This is a genomic window from Herbaspirillum chlorophenolicum (genome assembly GCF_001189955.1).
Classification (GTDB): domain Bacteria; phylum Pseudomonadota; class Gammaproteobacteria; order Burkholderiales; family Burkholderiaceae_D; genus Herbaspirillum; species Herbaspirillum chlorophenolicum.
The window spans coordinates 277,253-293,446 of sequence record NZ_LFLT01000001.1 but is presented as its reverse complement, the minus strand read 5'-3'; the positions used below and the strand labels follow the sequence as shown (position 1 = coordinate 293,446).

15 protein-coding genes are annotated in these 16,194 nt (G+C 63.0%); 6 read left to right on the top strand and 9 right to left on the bottom strand.

The features are described from left to right. Positions 1 to 37 precede the first annotated feature (37 nt). Positions 38 to 634 (top strand): ribosome biogenesis factor YjgA, encoded by a 597-nt coding sequence (yjgA, locus tag AKL28_RS01335; RefSeq protein WP_050466241.1) that lies wholly within the window; start codon positions 38 to 40, stop codon positions 632 to 634. Continuing rightward, positions 624 to 1,235, top strand: a complete 612-nt coding sequence (mog, locus tag AKL28_RS01330; protein WP_050466240.1) for a molybdopterin adenylyltransferase — start codon at positions 624 to 626, stop codon at positions 1,233 to 1,235. The genes yjgA and mog overlap by 11 nt, the downstream gene beginning before the upstream one ends. A gap of 26 nt (positions 1,236 to 1,261) precedes the next feature. Here the strand turns inward: mog and AKL28_RS01325 are convergent, their stop codons facing one another. Continuing rightward, positions 1,262 to 1,927, bottom strand: a complete 666-nt coding sequence (locus AKL28_RS01325) for a hypothetical protein (RefSeq protein WP_050466239.1) — start codon at positions 1,925 to 1,927, stop codon at positions 1,262 to 1,264. Between the two features lie 163 nt (positions 1,928 to 2,090). Here AKL28_RS01325 and AKL28_RS01320 point away from each other — a divergent pair, with 163 nt between their 5' ends. Continuing rightward, complete coding sequence (locus AKL28_RS01320) at positions 2,091 to 2,759, top strand: alpha/beta hydrolase (RefSeq protein ID WP_050466238.1); 669 nt, start codon at positions 2,091 to 2,093, stop codon at positions 2,757 to 2,759. A gap of 67 nt (positions 2,760 to 2,826) precedes the next feature. Continuing rightward, entirely contained in the window at positions 2,827 to 3,732 is a 906-nt protein-coding gene (locus AKL28_RS01315; RefSeq protein ID WP_050466237.1) for a ketopantoate reductase family protein, read from the top strand. Positions 3,733 to 3,772: 40 nt separating this feature from the next. On the opposite strand, the gene AKL28_RS01310 is transcribed toward AKL28_RS01315, so the two are convergent. From AKL28_RS01310 to AKL28_RS01275, 8 genes are all read right to left on the bottom strand, one after another. Beyond that, the gene (locus tag AKL28_RS01310; RefSeq protein WP_050466303.1) at positions 3,773 to 4,621 is read right to left on the bottom strand and encodes a M55 family metallopeptidase; all 849 of its coding nucleotides are present in this window, start codon (positions 4,619 to 4,621) and stop codon (positions 3,773 to 3,775) included. A 20-nt stretch (positions 4,622 to 4,641) separates the two neighbouring features. Then, positions 4,642 to 5,670: a DmpA family aminopeptidase gene (locus tag AKL28_RS01305; protein WP_050466236.1), complete on the bottom strand. Its 1,029-nt coding sequence runs from the start codon at positions 5,668 to 5,670 to the stop codon at positions 4,642 to 4,644. Next, positions 5,670 to 6,566, bottom strand: coding sequence for a glutathione ABC transporter permease GsiD (gene gsiD / locus AKL28_RS01300; RefSeq protein ID WP_050466302.1), 897 nt, complete (start codon positions 6,564 to 6,566; stop codon positions 5,670 to 5,672). The genes AKL28_RS01305 and gsiD overlap by 1 nt, the downstream gene beginning before the upstream one ends. 50 nt (positions 6,567 to 6,616) lie before the next feature. Then, positions 6,617 to 7,537 carry a glutathione ABC transporter permease GsiC gene (gene gsiC, locus AKL28_RS01295; protein WP_050466235.1) on the bottom strand — a complete coding sequence of 307 codons (921 nt, stop codon included), beginning with the start codon at positions 7,535 to 7,537 and terminating at the stop codon, positions 6,617 to 6,619. Positions 7,538 to 7,624: 87 nt separating this feature from the next. Continuing rightward, positions 7,625 to 9,193 carry a glutathione ABC transporter substrate-binding protein GsiB gene (gene gsiB, locus AKL28_RS01290; protein WP_050466234.1) on the bottom strand — a complete coding sequence of 523 codons (1,569 nt, stop codon included), beginning with the start codon at positions 9,191 to 9,193 and terminating at the stop codon, positions 7,625 to 7,627. 111 nt (positions 9,194 to 9,304) lie between these two features. Then, positions 9,305 to 11,158, bottom strand: coding sequence for a dipeptide ABC transporter ATP-binding protein (locus AKL28_RS01285; RefSeq protein WP_050466233.1), 1,854 nt, complete (start codon positions 11,156 to 11,158; stop codon positions 9,305 to 9,307). Positions 11,159 to 11,174: 16 nt separating this feature from the next. Beyond that, on the bottom strand, positions 11,175 to 12,191 hold the full coding sequence (locus AKL28_RS01280; protein ID WP_050466232.1) for an isoaspartyl peptidase/L-asparaginase family protein: 1,017 nt from the start codon (positions 12,189 to 12,191) through the stop codon (positions 11,175 to 11,177). Then, on the bottom strand, positions 12,188 to 13,141 hold the full coding sequence (locus AKL28_RS01275) for a MurR/RpiR family transcriptional regulator (protein ID WP_231602296.1): 954 nt from the start codon (positions 13,139 to 13,141) through the stop codon (positions 12,188 to 12,190). Before AKL28_RS01275 ends, AKL28_RS01280 begins: the two co-directional genes overlap by 4 nt. Before the next feature lie 381 nt (positions 13,142 to 13,522). Between AKL28_RS01275 and AKL28_RS01270 the strand changes: the two genes are divergently transcribed. Both AKL28_RS01270 and AKL28_RS01265 read left to right on the top strand, forming a co-directional pair. Then, positions 13,523 to 14,488 carry a LysR family transcriptional regulator gene (locus tag AKL28_RS01270; RefSeq protein ID WP_050466230.1) on the top strand — a complete coding sequence of 322 codons (966 nt, stop codon included), beginning with the start codon at positions 13,523 to 13,525 and terminating at the stop codon, positions 14,486 to 14,488. A gap of 329 nt (positions 14,489 to 14,817) precedes the next feature. Beyond that, on the top strand, positions 14,818 to 16,134 hold the full coding sequence (locus tag AKL28_RS01265) for an MFS transporter (RefSeq protein ID WP_050466229.1): 1,317 nt from the start codon (positions 14,818 to 14,820) through the stop codon (positions 16,132 to 16,134). Positions 16,135 to 16,194 lie beyond the last annotated feature (60 nt).

The window sequence follows — 16,194 nt, the reverse complement described above, 5'->3', positions numbered from 1 at the left end:
ATAGCAGCCGTTCAGCAATATTTCCCGAAGCTATACCATGCCTAATGCCAACCGCGGCGCTGTCGGATTCAAGTCCAACGAATTCGAACAGGAATACGACCGCCCCTCCAAGTCCCAGCTCAAACGCGAAATGGAAGCCCTGCAAAAGCTGGGCGAAGCGCTGGTCGCCGAACCGCGCGACCGCGTCAAGCGCGTGCCCATGCCCGAGGATGTGCGCGATGCCATCCTCGAGTGCCAGCAAATCAAGGACCACGAAGGCCGCCGCCGCCAGATGCAATACGTCGGCAAGAAAATGCGCACGCTGGAAGAAGACGAGCTGGCCATCATCCAGAAGACCATCGACAGCTGGCGCGGCGCCTCCAAGGCCGAAACCGCTGCCATGCACGCGCTCGAACGCCGCCGCGAGAAGCTGCTGGCCGACGACAGTGCATTGACCGACCTGCTCACGCAGCATCCCGAAGTCGACGTGCAGCACATGCGCACGCTGATCCGCAACGCCCGCAAGGAACAGGCCGAGAACAAGCCGCCCAAGGCCTATCGCGAAATCTTCCAGATCCTCAAGCAATTGCAGATCGCCGCCGCCAAGAAGCGTGGCGAGGAAATCGACGAACAAGCATTCGGCGATGAAGAGTGAGCGCGAGCATCTGCTGATCGGCCTGGTATCGGTCTCCGACCGCGCCTCCGGCGGGGTCTATGAAGACCGCGGCATCCCGGCCCTGCAGGAATGGTTCGGCGCCGCACTGGCCAGCCCCTGGAAGATGGAAACCCGCCTGATCCCCGACGAACGTGCGGCGATCGAAAAAACCCTGATCGAACTGGTGGATGAGGCCGGCTGCGACCTGGTGCTGACCACCGGCGGCACCGGCCCGGCGCGCCGCGACGTTACCCCGGAAGCCACATTGGCCATCGGCACCAAAGAGATGCCGGGTTTTGGCGAACAGATGCGCCAGATCAGCCTGCAATTCGTGCCGACCGCGATCCTCTCGCGCCAGGTGGCCGTGATCCGCGAAACCGCCGGCCATGCCGCCTTGGTGATGAACCTGCCGGGCCAGCCGAAATCGATCAAGGAAACGCTGGAAGGCGTGAAGGATGAAGACGGCAAGCAGAAAGTGCCCGGCATCTTCGCCGCCGTCCCCTACTGCATCGACCTGATCGGCGGCCCCTACATCGAGACCAACGAAGCGGTATGCAAGGCCTTCCGCCCCAAGTCAGCCATCAGGCCTGCCGGTAAATAGTTTCCTCCTGAGGCGGCTTTACGCCCTCATTTTGGGCAAGGCCCCTCGTCCGCCCCGCCGCACAGTGTCGCGCCATTGAGCAAATCGAGATACTGCTGCAGCTTGGCCGGCGTAATGCGCCAGCCATATTCCTTCAACTCGTTCTGGGTCGCAGGACGCCAGCCGAACTGCACCACGAACAAGCGCTCCTGGCCCTGGAAGACGGCGACCACGCTGCCTTCACCATACGGTGCCGCAGCGCCTGCACGGTCGCAAAAGCCGCCGCTGACCGAAGTCGGAATGCCATTGGTCACGGTGTTTTTCTGTCCCATCGGCTGGAAGCGTCCCGGACAGTTGCGCTGCGCGCCTTGCATGATCTCCGCAATCGCCACCTGGGGTACGTTCAGGTTGCGCGCTTTGATATTGTCCAGCAGCGCACTGTCGGGAAAACTGCGGCGCTGCACGCCCATATAACCTTCGCGCCAGGAGTCGTGCGCTTCGTTGGGCGGCAGGAAGTCGACCACATAGTCGCCGTCCGGCTGGCCGTCCATGTACGCCATCCGCCATCCGGACGGCGGCGAAATCATCAGGTTTTCCCCTTTGGGCTGGAACACCGCCCCCGTGATCAGTTCCGCGCCGGCGCGCATGGGCAGCAACGCTGCCAGCGCCATGCAGGCGGTCATGGCCGCGCTCGTCAATTTTTTCAGGCCCATCGGCTCGCTCCTGGCAAGCGCCGAGATTTTCCCCGGCGTTCATCGTATGATTGGCGTCTTGCAGTGATACGCAATCGCGCAATCGAAACCGTATTGTGCCTGTGCGCCACCGCGCACACAAATCACCCCCTCCACCAACGCATAACAGGATACCCAAACCGCCATGGCTACCCAGCTCGACACCATCCAGATAGAAACCGCTCCCAACCCCACTGCCGCCGTCATCTGGATGCATGGACTGGGCGCCGATGGCTCCGACTTCGTTCCCATCGTGCGCGAGCTCGACCTGTCGAACTGCCCCGCCATCCGCTTCGTGTTCCCCACTGCGAACACCATGCCGGTCACCATCAACGGCGGTTACGTGATGCGCTCCTGGTACGACATTTTCACGCCCGATCTGGTGCGCCGCGAAGACGAAGCCGGCCTGCGCAATTCGCAGGCGCTGGTGGAAGAACTGATCGCACAGGAAAAAACGCGCGGCATTCCCGCCGAACGCATCGTGCTGGCCGGTTTCTCGCAAGGCTGCGCCATGACGCTGCAAACCGGGCTGCGCCATCCGGAAAAACTGGCAGGCCTGATGTGCCTGTCGGGCTACCTGCCGCTGGCCGCCAAGGCCGCCGAAGAACGCCACGCAGCCAACCAGGACACTTCCATCTTCATGGCCCACGGCCGCCTCGATCCGGTGGTGGTGATCGAACGCGCCGAGAAATCGCGCGACCTGCTAACCCAATTGGGCTACCAGATCGAATGGCACGAATACCCGATGCAGCATTCGGTGTGTGGCGAGGAAGTCGTGGATATCGGCCAGTGGCTGGCCAAAGTGCTGGCCTGAGCAGGCGCCTGTCAGCTCCATGGCGCTGTGTTAGGCTTTCCGCTTTGACCAGACGAGAGACACGGCAATGAAAGTCGCGGTGATGGGTGCAGGCGCAGTAGGTTGCTATTACGGAGGCATGCTGGCGCGCGCCGGCCATGAAGTCGTCCTGGTCGGCCGTGCGCAACATGTCGACGCCTTCAACAAGGTAGGCCTGCGGCTGCAAGCACAAGGCTTCGACGAAACCATTTCCGTGAAAGCCGGTACCGATGCCGCCATTGCCGCCGGCGCCGACCTGGTGCTGTTCTGCGTCAAATCCACCGATACCGAAACCGCCGGCGCGCAATTGCGCCAACACCTGCGCTCCGACACGCTGGTGCTGACGCTGCAAAACGGCACCGACAACGCCGACCGCCTGCGCAGCGTGATCCCGCAGCCGGTAGCAGCCGCCGTAGTGTATGTCGCCACGGAAATGGCCGGCCCCGGCCACGTCAAGCACCACGGCCGCGGCGAACTGGTGATCGAGCCCTCGGCACGCAGCGAAGACGTTGCCCAGGCGCTGGTCGCCGCCGGCGTCCCGACCGAGATCTCCGGCAACGTGCGCGGCGCGCTGTGGGTCAAGCTCATCCTCAACTGCGCCTACAACGCGCTGTCCGCCATCACGCAACTCCCCTACGGCAAGATCGTGCAAGGCCAGGGCGTGGCCGACGTGATCCGCAATCTGGTCACCGAATGCCGCGCCGTGGCTTCGGTCGAAGGTGTCACGCTACCGGGCGATGTCGATGCCGCGGTGCGCCTGATCGCCGAGACCATGCCCACCCAATACTCATCGACCGCCCAGGACCTGGCGCGCGGCAAGGCCAGCGAGATCGACCACCTGAACGGTTTCATCGTGCGGCGCGGCCAGGCGCTGGGGATTGCCACGCCGGTCAACCTGACGATGCATACGCTGGTCAAGCTGGTGGAGCAGAAAAAGGAGCCCTCACCAAACTAACTGTGGCGCGCGGCAAGACAAAAGAGGAAAGGGATGCCGCTCAGCGCAGCATCGCAGACATCGCCGACAGGCTGTTCAATACCCGCACCGCATATTCGGCATTAGGCGCATCGAATTCCACCATGACGTTGTCCACCCGTTCGAGGATAGGCAACTGGCTGAACAGGTCGGCCAGCGCCACGGTCTGCGCCTGCAGGCGGCAGCGCAGCGGACCTTGCAGCTTCAGCAGCGGCATGTCCGATGGCTGCGCCAGCCATTTCACCACCGCCTGCCGTGCGCGCTCCTCCAGCAGCGCGCAGGATTGCACGGGCGACAGCGTATCGCCGCTATTGGCACCGTAAGCCTTCTTGGTTTCGGCGAACACCGCATGCGGAAACAGCGGCTGGTTTTCCTCGACGAAAGCGTCGTCGCCGCTGCCGAAGATCACCGGCACACCATGCTCGCCGGCCAGTGCGCCATACAAACCGGCTTCCCCCATCTCCTGCCCACCCAGCCAAACGCGCGCGAAAGCGAAGCTGTTGGTGGTGTGCGCCAGGATGCCGCGCCCCTGGGCGCGCGAATGGTAGCCCACCAGCATCACGGCATCGACATCATGGTCGACGCCGCCCATCATGCCCAGCACGCGCGGCTTGCCCAGCACCATGCGCGCCTCCGGAAGCAGCAGGTCGGGCAACAGGTTGCGAAAGCCCCCGTGCGAATCGTTGACCTTGACGGCAGTGGCGCCGGCGGCCAACGCACCGCGAATGACGGCGTTGGCCTCCTCGGTCATCCAGCGCCGTGCGCGTTCGTATTCGCCATTGCCGGGACGGGTCTGCTCGGGATGGAAGACGCCGGCAACGCCTTCGATATCGACCGAGATCAGGATATTGGCGCGTTTGACGGTAGGCATGATGTGGTCCGGAAAATCAATCAGGATGGCAGGCGCGCCAGCCGCTCGCGCAGGCATTCGCGCACGTGACCATCACGGCCGTGCACGGTCTGTGCGGCGAAGAGCACATTGACAATGGCCTGCTCGACGCTGTCGGCGGCGGCATGGAACAACGGATCCAGCAGATGGTCTTGCAGCAGCGCCATGTTCAGGCACTCGCTGCCGGCCTCGATCTGCTGGGCAGTGGAAAAGGCCAGCGCAATATCGCCGCTGCCGTGGCCGTAGGCCGAACCGGTACGGGCCAGGCCGGCGCCGGCGCGGGTGGCCAGACGCTTCAATTGGCGCGCGTCGAGAGGTGCATCGGTGGCCAGGATCATGATGATGGAGCCTTTCTCGGGCGCCTTGTCGGACGCGCCCACCGCAGCCAATTCGCGGCCCAGCGGACGGCCATCCAGGATCAGGTCGTGCAGCTTGCCGAAGTTCGACAGCACCAGCGCACCGAGCGTGAATTCATCCTTGCCGCTCCCTACCGCGACCCTGCGCGAAGCGGTGCCGATGCCGCCCTTCATGCCGAAGCTGGACATGCCGCGCCCCGCCCCCACCGCGCCTTGCGGCACATCGGAAGACAAGACCGCCAGCGCCTGCCCGAAATGGCTCTCCTGCACGGCAAAGGCATGCAAGTCATTGAGGTAGCCGTCATTGCATTCCATCACCAGCGGATTGACCGTGGGCTGGCTGCGGCCAATCTCCGGATTGGCCTGCAGCGCATGGCGGATCTGCGCGGTGACGATGGCGCCGACGGCAAAGGTATTGGTCAGCGCGATCGGCGTTTCCAGCGTGCCCAGCTCTTCCAGCTGCACCAGCCCGGCGCTCTTGCCGAAGCCGTTGATGACGGCCGCCGCCGCCGGCAGCTTGTGCGTGAACAGGTTGCCGCCATGCGGCGACACCACCGTCACGCCGGTCTGCACCGGCCCGTTGTCCAGCGTGCAGTGGCCCACCGTCACGCCGTCGACATCGGCGATGCTGTTGCGCGGACCGGCGGCGAACCGGCCGATATGCGGCGCATCCATCAGCGCTGGTCGATCTTGGGATCGAGCGCGTCGCGCAAGCCGTCGCCCAGGAGATTGAACGCCAGCACGGTCAGGAAAATGGCGATGCTGGGAAACAGCGCAATATGCGGCGACGTGATCATGTCGGCGCGCGATTCATTGAGCATCAGGCCCCATTCCGGCGTAGGCGACTGCGCCCCCAGGCCGAGGAAAGACAGGCCGGCGGCGGTGATGATGGAAGTGCCGATGCGCATCGTGAAATACACCACGATGGACGATACCGTTCCCGGGAAGATATGGCGCCACATGATCGTCATGTCGGAAGCGCCGATGCTGCGCGCGGCTTCGATGTAGGTCAGGTTCTTGAGCTGCAGCGTATTGCCGCGCACCAGCCGCGCGAAGGCCGGAATGCTGAACACCGATACCGAAATGATGACGTTGAGCATGCCGCCGCCGAGGATGGCGACGATGCCGATGGCCAGCAGGATGCCGGGGAAAGCGAACAGCACATCGCAGATGCGCATGGTGATGCGGTCCCACCAGCCCTCGTAGTAACCGGCCAACAGGCCGAACACCGTCCCGATCACCGCGCCGATGGCCACCGACAGGAAACCCGATGCCAGCGAGATGCGGGTGCCCGCGATGATGCGGCTGAAGATGTCGCGGCCCAGCGCGTCGACGCCGAACCAGTGCGTCCAGGTCGGCGGCGAATTGAGCGCATCGTAGTCGAAGAAGTTTTCCGGATCGAAAGGCACAATCAGCGGCGCGAAGATCGCCAGCAACACCAGGAACAACACGAAGCCGCCGGCATACATCGCCAGGTGCTGCTTCTTGAACTTGCGCCAGAACTCGCGCCACGGCGTGCGGATCTTCTGGCCGGAGGCAGCGGCTACCGCCGACGGATCGGGCGGCGGCAGCGGCGTGCCGGTCTCGGAAATGGGAGCATTGGACAGAGACACGGCTTACCTCACTTGAAACGGATGCTGGGGTTGATCACGGCATACAGCACGTCCACCACCAGGTTGATGAAAATGAATTCGAGCGAGAACAGCAGGATCTCGGCCTGGATCACCGGGTAGTCGCGCATCTCGACGGCATCCACCAGCAGGCGTCCCATGCCCGGCCAGTTGAACACCACCTCGACCAGGATCGAACCGCCCAGCAGGAAGCCGAACTGCAGGCCCATCATCGTGACCACCGGGATCAGCGCATTGCGCAGGCAGTGCTTGATGACCACCACCCGCTCGGACAAACCCTTGGCGCGGGCGGTGCGCACGAAATCTTCCTGCAAGATCTCGATGAAGGAGGAGCGCGTAAAGCGCGCCATCACCGCCGCCACCGCTGCCCCCAGGGTGATCGAAGGCAGGATGTAATGGCGCCAGGTGTCGTCGCCCACCGTCGGCAGCCAGCCCAGTTGAACCGAAAAAATCTGCATCAGCAGGATTCCCAGCGAAAAAGCCGGGAAGGAAATGCCGGATACGGCCAGCGTCATCCCCACCCGGTCGGGCCACCGGTTGCGCCACACCGCCGAAGAAATGCCGATAACCAGGCCGAACAGCACCGCCCAGACCATGGCAACCAGCGTCAGCCACAAGGTCGGCCAGAAGCGCGCGCCGATCTCTTCGGAGACCGGACGCTTGGTGCGGATCGATTTGCCAAAGTCGCCCTGGGCGGCGTTGACGAAGAAATTGATGAATTGCTCAGGCAGCGGCTTGTCCAGGCCGAGGTCGGCGCGCACCAGCGCCACCGTTTGCTCGTCAGCCTCAGGGCCGGCCGCCAGCCGTGCCGGGTCGCCCGGCAGCAAGTGAATGAACAGAAATACCAATACCGCCACCAGCAGCAGCGTGGGTATGAGGCCTAAGAGGCGCTTGATGACATAGGAAAACATGATGCTCTCGCCGGTGGATCGAAACCTTGGATGTTGCTTGCGGGGGCGGCACATGGCCGCCCCCGCACGTCTCACACAACTAGCGCATTACTTGGTCAGCTCGATGTTTTCGAACTCGTAAGCCTGGTCAGGCATGACATACATGCCCTTCAGGTTCTTGCTGCGCGCGTACAGCAGCTTTTCCGTCGCCAGGAAAATCCACGGCGCATCGCTCCAGATCTGCTTCTGTACGTCCTGGTACAGCGCGCTCTTTTCTGCGCGGTCGGTCACGGTGAGTGCCTTGGCGATGCCGGTATCCACCATGTCATTCTTGTAGTAGGCGGCGTTGTACAGGCGCGGCGGGAAGGATTCGGAAGCCAGCAGCGGACGCAGCCCCCAATCGGCCTCGCCGGTGGAAGACGACCAGCCCATGTAATACAGGCGCACCGGCGCGGTGTCCGGGTTCTGCGCGCTTTCCACGCGTTCGACGCGCTGGCCGGCTTCCAGGGCCTGGATCTTGAGCTTCACGCCTACCTGCGCCAGCTGTTGCTGTACGAACTGGATGACCTTGAGCGAGGTGGTGTTGGTGAAGGCCGACCACAATTCTGACTCGAAACCGTTGGGATAGCCGGCTTCGGCCAGCAAGGCCTTGGCCTTTTTCACGTCATACGGCCACGGCCCGGTCTTGAAAGAATAGTCCACGCCCTGCGGCAGCACGCCTTCCATCGGGGTTGCATAGCCGCCGAACGCTACCTTGACCAAGGCCTGCTTGTTGATTGCGTAGTTCAGCGCCTCGCGCACCTTGGGATTGTCGAAGGGCTTCTGCCTGGTGTTGATCGTGATGTAGCGCTGGACGATGGAAGGGCTGGAGAGGATATCCAGCGAACCATTTTTCTTGAGCAGGTCGGCTTGTTCATACGGCACCGGATAGGTAAATTGCGCCTCGCCGGTCTGCATCATGGCCGCGCGCGAATTATTGTCGACTACCGGTTTCCACAGGATCTCGTCGACCTTGGGATAACCCGGCTTCCAATAACCATCGAACTTGACTACCTTCACATAGTCGGTCTGCTTCCACTCGACAAACTTGAACGGACCGGTGCCGACCGGATGGAAAGCGATGTCCTTGTTGCCATATTGCTTCAGCGCAGCCGGAGAAATCATGACCGCCGACGGGTGCGCCAGCACGTTGATGAAGGCCGAGAACGGTTCCTTCAGCACAATCTTCACGGTGTAGTCGTTCAGCACTTCGGTCTTGGCGATGCGGTTGAACAGGTTGTAGCGCTTGAGTTTGTTGTCCGGGTTGGTCACGCGGTCAAATGCGATCTTGACGGCGTCGGCCTTGAAGGGCGTGCCATCATGGAACTTCACGCCTTGCTTGAGGCGGATGGTGTACTCCAGGCCATCCTTGCTGACCAGATAGCCTTCGGCCAGCACGTTGATCAACTTCATGTCCTTGTCGAAACCGAACAGCCCCTGGTAGAAGGACTTGGCCACTGCCAGCGACACTGTATCGTTGGCGTCGTACGGATCCATGGTGGTGAAGGTGGTATACAGCGCCATCGTTACGGTCTTGGCGGCGAACGCATGGGCGGCGGCGAACTGCAGGCTAGCGCCCAATGTGCCGACCACCAGCCATTTGGCGACGGACATGCCCTTCTTTGCGGTTGTAGTCATTTTTTCTCTCCTGATCGGTAACTGCGTGGATTGACTGCGTGATTAAAACTGCATTGACAACACAAAAAGCAATGAAACCAACCGGCCTTGTGCCCGGCTTCATCGGCAAATTCAGAAAGCGCCGGAAATCCTGTGCATCGCGACGAAATGGCCCGGCGCCACTTCCTTCAGCGGCAACACCTTCGGCTCGTCGCCCACCAGCCGGATCGGGCTGGGGATTTCGTCCGTCATCAGCTTCTTGCCCGGCTGGCGCAGGGTCGGGTCGGCCACCGGCACCGCCGCCATCAGCTTGCGGGTATACGGATGCTGCGGGTTCTCGAAGATGTCGCGGCGCGGGCCGATCTCGACGATCTGCCCCAGGTACATCACCGCCACGCGATGGCTGATACGCTCCACCACGGCCATGTCGTGCGAGATGAAGATGAACGAAATGCCCAGCTCGGCCTGCAGGTCTAGCATCAGGTTGACGATCTGTGCCTGGATCGACACGTCCAGCGCCGACACCGACTCGTCGGCGATCACGATCTTGGGGTTCAGCGCCAGGGCGCGCGCGATGCAGATGCGCTGGCGCTGGCCGCCGGAGAATTCGTGCGGATAGCGCTGGCCGTGTTCCGGCGTCAGGCCCACGCGGGTGAGCAAGGCATCGACACGCTCACGCGCCCCCTCTTTCATGCCATGCACCAGCAGCGGCTCCATGATGGAGTAGCCGACCGTCACGCGCGGGTCGAGCGAGGCGAACGGGTCCTGGAAGATGAACTGGATATCGCGGCGCAGGTGGCGCAGTTCCGAGCGCGGCAATTGCGCCAGGTCGCGCCCGCCGAATTCGACGCGGCCGCCGGCGATGTCGACCAGCCGCAGCAGCGAACGCCCGGTAGTCGACTTGCCGCAACCCGATTCGCCGACGATGGCCAGCGTTTCGCCCGCATACAAGTCGAAATTGACCTTTTCCACTGCATGCACACGCTGCCTGACGCGGCCGAAGATGCCGCTCTTGACGTCGAAACGGGTAGTCAGGTCGCGCACCTTCAAGATGGGCTGGCGCTGCCCGGCGATCTCTTGCTGGCCTTGCAGTTCGGTGGCGACGGCTTCCGGTTGCACCTCCGCGCCGGCGGCGATGCCGAAGCGGCGCGGACGGTCGGTGCCGCGCATGGAACCGAGCCGGGGCACGGCCGCCAGCAAGGCTTGGGTATAAGGGTGGCTGGGCGCGGCGAAGATGCTTTTCACATCGTTTTCCTCGACCTTCTCGCCGCGGCACATCACCACCACGCGATCGGCCACTTCGGCCACCACGCCCATGTCGTGGGTGATGAAGATCACTCCCATCTGCATTTCTTCCTGCAGCGAACGGATCAGTTGCAGGATCTGCGCCTGGATGGTCACGTCCAGCGCGGTGGTCGGCTCATCGGCGATCAGCAGCGACGGCTTGCACGACAAGGCCATGGCGATCATCACGCGCTGGCGCATGCCGCCCGAAAGCTGGTGCGGATGGCGGCCCAGCACGCGTTTGGCTTCCGGGATGCGCACAATCTCCAGCATGCGCAGCGCCTCGGCCCGCGCTGCCGCATGGTCTTTCCCCTGGTGCAGGCGGATCGATTCGGCGATCTGTTCGCCAACAGTGAATACCGGGTTGAGCGACGTCATCGGCTCCTGGAAGATCATCGCGATCTCGGCGCCGCGAATGCTGCGCATGGTGGCGTTGTCGGCACTGGCAAGGTCGAGCGACTGGCCGTTGCGGCGCAGGAACTTCATGCCGCCCTGGATGATCTTGCCGCCGCCATGTTCGATCAGGCGCATGATCGCCAGCGACGACACCGACTTGCCGGAACCCGATTCGCCGACAATGGCCAAGGTCTCGCCGCGGCCGACATGGAATGAAAGGCCGCGTACCGCGTCCACCGTCCGCTCGGAGGTGGAAAAACGTACGCTCAGGTTGCTGACATCGAGCACGTGTTGTGGCTGTTGCATTTCTCGTTTCTCCGGCTCAGCCTGCTTGGTGTTCAACCTGCTCAGGCTGATATATCGCTGTCACCGGCGCAAGTTCCCCACGCCCATAAGCACGATACATGCCCTCGGTATTGAAGGGCAACGCCAGGTTGCCCTGCGCGTCCAGCGCGATCAAACCGCCGCGCCCGCCAATCATCGGCAGCAATTGGAACACCACTTTGTCAGCGGCCTGTTGCAATGTGTCGCCGGCATAAGCCATGCGCGCGGCCACGTCGTAACAGGCTGCAGTGCGCATGAAGGCCTCGCCGGTGCCGGTGGCCGACACTGCCGCGGTCGAATTGGATGCATAGCAGCCGGCGCCGATCAGCGGCGAGTCGCCCACGCGGCCGGGCTGCTTGTTGGTAATGCCGCCGGTCGAGGTAGCGGCGGCCAGGTTGCCGAACTTGTCCAGCGCCACGGCGCCCACGGTGCCGAACTTGTTGTCGGGGTCGATCGGCGCTTTTTCTTCACTGTCGCCATCGCCATGTTTCCGGGCGAAAGCGAAAGAAGCCGCGTCATGGTCGAGCATGGCTTTGGTCTGCCCACGCACGCGCTGCCACTGCTGATGGCGGGCATCGGTATGGAAATAGCCGGGCTCGACAATCTCCACGCCATGCCTGGCCGCAAAGGATTCCGCTCCCTGGCCGACCAGCAGCACATGCTCGCTCTTTTCCATCACGGCGCGCGCGGCCAGCACCGGATTGCGGATAGTGGTGACACAGGCCACCGCACCGGCAGCCAGGTCGATGCCGCTCATCACGCTGGCGTCCAGCTCATGCTTGCCCTCGCTGGTATACACCGCGCCATGCCCGGCGTTGAACAGCGGGCAATCCTCCAGCAGGCGCACCGCCTCGGTGACCGCTTCCAGCGCAGAACCACCGGCGTTGAGCACGGCCTGGCCGGCGGCAATGATGCCGGCCAGCGCCTGGTGGTAGCCTGCTTCTTCTTCCGCGCTGAGCGAATGGCGGGAAATCGTGCCCGCGCCGCCGTGGATGGCGATGACCGGAGTGTTCATGCTTTCGTCTTTCCTTTGGATTTGGCGGCGGTTCTGCCTGCCGGCCTGGCGGGCTTGCCCACTGGAGTCGTCCCCGGGCGCTGCTGTTGCGGCAGGTACAGCCACGGCAGCACGAATTCAGCCATCTGCGATGCCGCCTGTACCGAGCGGCTGGCGCGATGCGCGACCGCATCGCACAGTGCCTGGATCAGGATCAGCGCCGCCGCATCGGAAGTCGGGGAAAGTTTGCGGTCGGTCTGCGCGAAAATCGTCACATCGGCCAGCGGCGCCAGCGGCGAACCCGGCACGTCGGTAATGGCGAGGACTTTCGCGCCCTTCTCCACCGCGCGCTGGGTCAGCCAGACGGTATCGGCGGCATAGCGCGGAAACACCATCGGGATCACCAGGTCGCGGCTGTCGAGCTTGAAGAACTGGCGGCCGGCCTGCGACGGCCCGCCGGCCAGCGCCACCGACGACACGGTGCGCACATAGGGCTCCAGCGCATGCGCCATCAGCCCGGCCAGGTAGGCGGAAGCGCCGAACCCGGTGATGAAGATGCGCTCGGCGGCCAGGATCATGTCCACCGCCTGCTCGCACTGCTCGGGCGAGAGCATGCGGCGGGTCGCCTCGATGTTATGGATGTCGTTCTCGAACGCGGCGGCCATGATCTCGGCGCTGGTGGCCGAACGCTGCACTTCGTTGCGCAGCTTTTCCACCGGCGCCAGCGTGGTCGCGAAATCGGACACCAGCGCGGCGCGGAACGAGGCGTAGCCGTCGAAGCCCAGTGCATGGGAGAAACGATTGGCGGTGGCGACCGAGATACCGGCCGCTTCCGACAATTCGTCAATGGTCATGGTGGCGGCGCGGAAGGGATTGCCCAGCACGTAGTCGGCCGTCTTGCGATGCGACTTGGACAATTGCGGATACAGCTTGCCCACGATCTGCGCCACGGCGCCCGCGCCTTGCAGCATGATATTTTTCGGCTGTTGCGTCACAGTCCGCCTGTCCCATGAGAATGTTTTTATCGATGCCTTGCGGTGCCTGCCGGCCACTTGCTTACAGACAGATGGCCATCTCCGGCGCGCAAGAAAAATGTAAATATATTTTCATTTTATTTGCGAGTAAAGAAAAAATACTTTCAAAAACCAAATATCCATATTTGCACCAGGAATACACGCGAAAGCCTTCGAGATGCACTGTTATAGATGCTTTTTTTATCGCATCGCACCAAAACGAGAATCTCCCGAAGCCGGCGACAGTGGATAAAATACGCTCCTTTGCAGGTACATGGGGGCAAAACGATTTAGCCTTCCCCGCATCCTCCTCCCAGTCACCCAGCCAACTCCTGCGCCATGAATATCCGCTTCCTAGAAACCTTCGTCTGGCTGGCCAAGCTGCGCAATTTCCGGCTTACCGCCGAACGCCTGCACACCACGCAAGCCGCCGTCTCCAGCCGTATCGCATCGCTCGAACAGGACTTCGGCGTACGCCTGTTCGACCGCAGCGCGCGCGAGGTGGCGCTGACCGCCGACGGCAGCAAGGCGCTGGTGTATGCCGAACGCATGGTCAAGCTCATGCGCGAGATGAAGGACGACATGTCCGACAAGCAGGTCTACGCCGGCGTAATCCGTATCGGCGTCATCGAATCCATCGTCCATAGCTGGTTTCCCGATTTCCTCGGCCGCCTGCACAAGACGTTCCCGCGCCTGCAGATCGAAATCGCCAGCGACACCACCATCCACCTGCACGAGCAGTTCAGCAAGGGCAACCTCGACCTGGTGCTGCAGGCCGAACCGGTGATCGGCCCGCAGGTCAGCAACATCGCGCTGTGCGAGTTTCCGATGCGCTGGGTCGGCAGTCCCAAGCTCGACATCGGCAGCGAGACATTGACGCTGTCCGACCTGGCAGCCTTCCCGGTGGTCAGCTTCGCGCGCAACTCCGGCCCGCATGCGGTGATCGAGCGCATGTTTTCCAGCAGCGAACGCGGCAACCTGCATATCAACTGCATCGCCTCGGTCGCCACCATGATCCGGCTGGTGACCGACGGCTTCGGCATCGCGGCGGTGCCGCCGGCCATCATCCAGCGCGAACTCAATGAAGAGATATTGCACCTGCTACGGGTCGATACCGAGTTCCCGGCACTGGCCCTGATCGCCTGCTTCCGCTCAGACCATGAGAATCCGCTGACCGAGACCGTGGCCCGCATCGCACAAGAAACGGCTTCCGACTTCGCACTCAATTGGGGACACGAGATCGCCCGCCTGCCCTCGCCGCCGGCTGCCGGCAAACCCACCGGCGCCGACGGCAGCACTGCCTGACCCGGCTGAAAGCGCCGCCGGTCCGTCTGCGGAAATGATTTACGCGGCACGCTCCGGGGCTTTGCCGCACAGCACCATCATGGCGCATCGCGTGGCCCACTTTTGCTCATAAGATTTTTCAATCACTCCTGTTCAGATTTTCTTGTTGGACAGCGTCTGCATCGACTCCCCATACTGAATTAAGACCGGCACCCTGCCATGCCTCATCGCATGCGCTAGGCAACAACAACAGCAGCGCCGGGCAGCCAGCAATAGTCCAGACAGTTTTATCCAGACACTTACGCGGCCGCCGCAAGCCGGCCGGGGCTCAACACTTAGGGAGGTAGTTCATGTCTTATTCCACATCCGCCGCGCTCGATCCGGGCGCCCAGGCCGGCGGCAACGTATCGGCGATGGATGCCACCTATCGCAAGATCGCCTGGCGCCTGATCCCGTTTTTGGTCTTCCTGTTCGTGCTGGCCTGGATCGACCGCGTCAACGTCGGCTTCGCCAAGCTGTCGATGCTGCAGGACCTGCAATTCTCCGAAGCCGTCTACGGCCTGGGCGCGGGCATCTTCTTCATCGGCTACTTCCTGTTCGAAGTGCCCAGCAACCTGCTGCTGGAAAAGATCGGCGCGCGCAAGACGCTGGCGCGCATCACCATCCTGTGGGGCCTGGCCTCGATGGCGATGGCCTATGTCACCACCCCGGCCAGCTTCTACATCCTGCGCTTCCTGCTGGGCGTGTTCGAAGCAGGCTTCTTCCCCGGCGTGGTGCTGTACCTGACCTACTGGTTCCCGGCCCAGCGCCGCGCCCGCGTCAACGGCCTGTTCATGACCTCGTTCGCCATCGCCGGCGCCGTCGGCGGCCCGATCGCCGGCCTGATCATGAGCGGCATGGAAGGCGTCGGCCACCTGGCCAACTGGCAGTGGCTGTTCATCATCGAAGGCATTCCCTCGCTGCTGGCAGGCTTCGCGGTACTGGCCTGGCTGCCGGAAAAGCCGGCCAACGCCAAGTGGCTGACGGATGCCGAGAAGACCGCCGTAACGCAAACCCTGGCCGCTGAAAACAGCGCCCCCGGCAAGCACTTCTCGTTCAAGGATGCCTGTGCCAACTACCGCGTATGGATCTGCGCCGCCGTGTACTTCTGCGTGGTCAGCGGCAACGCCACCATCGCCTTCTGGGCGCCGTCGATCATCAAGGAGATCGGCATCAAGGGCAACCTGCAGATCGGCCTGATCTCGGCCATCCCGTTCATCGCCGGCACGCTGGCCATGGTGTGGAACGGCATCCACTCCGACAAGACCGGCGAGCGCCGCATGCATAGCGCCATCGCCACGCTGATCGCCTGTATCGGCCTTATCGCCACCGGCCTGACACTGGGCAACGCCACCATCGCCCTGTGCTCGCTGACGGTCGCCGCGATCGGCATCCTGGCCGCGTTCCCGGTGTTCTGGTCGATCCCCGGAGCGTTTCTGGCCGGCACCGCAGCCGCCGGCGGCATCGCGCTGATCAACTCGATCGGCAACCTGGCCGGCTTCGTCGCGCCGTACATGATCGGCGCGCTCAAGACCAGCACCGGCTCCTTGTCCTCCGGACTGTACTTCGTGGCCGCGCTCGAATTCCTCGCCAGCTTCCTGGTGGTGGTGTTCGTCAAGAAGCACTAAGCCGCATTCCGCTTTTCCCCCCGCCGGAGCCGAACGGTTCCGGCGTTTGATTCACGCAAT